Raw genomic sequence first — 2,650 nt, 5'->3', positions numbered from 1 at the left:
ACCAGAAGCGAGCGTGGCGGTAGTAATCAGGATTACGGGTCTTCAGCCATAGTCCTTCGACAATGACGAGATAGATTGCCATGCCTGTAGTCAGAACTGGCCAGAGCATATGAAAAATGGCGGTTAATGCAAATTGCATTCGTGACAGTGCGACGGTATTTGATAGGATATCCATGATTTATCTTGAAGTGGTTCAGAAACTAAGCACTGCCTTGATTAACAATATACTTGGTTGGTAATATAGTTTGCAAAGGCTCTAAATAATCGGTTTATTAGGGAAGTTTTAAGGTTTAGCTGGTTAAATGCCTGCTAAATCGTGCATGGCGATATCGGTGGACAGAAAGAAGTGATCGCGTCCGACATAATCTACAAAACCGATGTTGAGCAATTTATCCATTACTGGCCCCTTCACTTCCGAGAAATAGAAGTTAATGCCTATGGTTTTTAAATCGGCAATCAGGCTTTCTAAAACTTCTAAGGCGCTGGCATCAATAAGATTAACGGCACTGCAAACTAGTACAATGCTAGTCACATCAAGGCGATCGCTAATTTCGCGGCTTAAAAAATTCTCCATATACTTAGCATTAGCAAAGTAGAGGCTGGCATCAACGCGAATTGCTAAAACTTGGGGACTGGTTTTGACATCGTAACGGAGGACATTGCGGAAATGTTCAGATTCGCCTAAGCGCCCGACGATCGCAATGTGGGGGCGGCTGGTATGCCATAGATGCAAAGATAAAGCGACGATCGCGCCAAAAATAATTCCCTTTTCGACACCTAAAACTAATACAGCGCTAAAGGTGACTAGCCAAGCGATCGCATCGGCTTTGTCATAGTTCCACATCCGTTTCAGGGTGGAAAAATCAATCAATTTATAAACGGCGGTAATGATAGTCGCGGCGAGACAGGTCTGCGGCAGGAAATAGAACCAAGATGTAAAGAACATCACCGTGATTGCGACTAATATTCCCGTAATCATTGAGGCTAAGCCCGTATTTGCCCCTGCGGCGAAATTCACCACCGAGCGACTGACTCCACCTGTCACAGGATATCCACCCGTAAAAGCGGCGCTTAGATTCGCTGCACCAAAGGCAATCAATTCCTGATTCGGATCAATCTTTTCACGCCGCTTGCTGGCGAGGGCTTGCGCTCCTGAGAAGCCCTCCATGTAACCAACTAAAGCGATCGCCAAAGCCGCAGGTAAAAGCGATCGCCAAGTTTGCAAATCAAAGCTAGGTATGGTCAAGGGCGGCAAGCCCAATGGAACCATACCTACAATTTTAACTCCCGCCCCTTGATCCCATCGGAAAATCGAGACTAGCAGAGTTCCCAAAATCACTACTAGCAGAGGCGCACTTTTGGAAATAGGTAAAATCCTCTGTTCGTTCCAGCCTTGTTGCTTCAATAATTTGACTAGGGGCTGATTGCAATAAAGTAGAATCGCAATGCTAACTAGTCCCAAACTCAGCGTAACCCAATTCACTTCGGTGATTTTACCCAAAATCAAAGTGAGAAGTTCGATAAATGATTCCGTAGAAGGAATCTTTAAACCCAGTAAATGTTTGACCTGACTAAAGCCAATGATGATTGCTGCGCCACTGATAAATCCTGAAATTACAGAACGGCTTAAGAAATTTACTAAAAATCCCATCCGTAAAATGCCCATGCCAATTTCGACGATTCCCACTAAAAAGGCTAGGGCGATCGCTAGGGCTAGATATTCGGAACTGCCTTGAGGGGAAAGTTTGGCGATCGCCGCCGCCACCATTAGAGAATCAACAGCAACGGGACCCACCGCCAAAACCTTACTTGTCCCTAATAATGGATAGATAATCGCAGGTAAAATACTGGCATAGAGTCCAATTTGAGGCGGCAGTCCCGCAAGCAGGGCATAAGCCATACCCTGCGGAATCAAGAGACTGGTGACAATAATCCCTGCGGTAATATCACCAAATAGATGTTTAGACTGATAATTTTTGAGCCAATTGAGCGCAGGAATATATTGCTGTAATTGATTAATCATCTATCTTTGCTTGTTGTAGGGCAGCATTGACAATAACCTTGCCATCGCACAGGTGTTAGAGATTCCTGCGAACATCAGACCCGCACCGACAAATCCTGTTAAGAGCATGAACCAAGGAGAAACCGTCGCACTTAAAATTGTGCCTAAGAAAACAAGGGAACCTGCCGTGATTTGGACTTGGCGCATGATGCTGATGGGGGCATTCTTATTTGCCTTGATCGGCATACCCTGCGATCGCCATGCCATGATCCCACCCTTGAGGTGTGTCACTTCTGCATATCCTGCATCTAGCAATTTTTCGGCGGCACGATGGGAACGATTGCCAGAACGACAATAGAGAACTACTTGCTTATCTGGACTATTGGAGATTTGCTGAATATCAAACTTGGATAATGGAACCAACATTGCGCCATCAATTCTCTCGCTAGCGAACTCATCCGCCTCGCGCACATCCACCAATTCTACGGCTTGGCGATCGATTAATTCTTTAAGATCTTGGACATCAATTAATTTGATTTGCGATTCAGATACAGAGGTGAGATTTTGTGAGGTTGTCATAGATTTAAGGAAGTTGTAGATAATTGTAAAAGAATCGGGTAGAGATCCCACACAATCCCCCTTATGAAG

3 protein-coding genes are annotated in these 2,650 nt (G+C 44.9%); all 3 read right to left on the bottom strand.

The genetic code is table 11. The annotated features are described in order from the left end of the window. Positions 1-175 (bottom strand): cytochrome ubiquinol oxidase subunit I (locus VB775_RS24520; protein WP_416235820.1); only part of this gene is annotated, 175 nt, incomplete at its 3' end. 123 nt (positions 176-298) lie between these two features. Beyond that, positions 299-2,023 carry a SulP family inorganic anion transporter gene (locus VB775_RS24515; RefSeq protein WP_281009718.1) on the bottom strand — a complete coding sequence of 575 codons (1,725 nt, stop codon included), beginning with the start codon at positions 2,021-2,023 and terminating at the stop codon, positions 299-301. After that, positions 2,024-2,581: a rhodanese-like domain-containing protein gene (locus VB775_RS24510; protein WP_281009719.1), complete on the bottom strand. Its 558-nt coding sequence runs from the start codon at positions 2,579-2,581 to the stop codon at positions 2,024-2,026. Positions 2,582-2,650: the final 69 nt, after the last annotated feature.

It is taken from the genome of Pseudanabaena sp. CCNP1317, from assembly GCF_034931345.1.
GTDB classification, from domain to species: domain Bacteria; phylum Cyanobacteriota; class Cyanobacteriia; order Pseudanabaenales; family Pseudanabaenaceae; genus Pseudanabaena; species Pseudanabaena galeata.
This window is presented reverse-complemented; position numbering and strand designations above follow the sequence as displayed.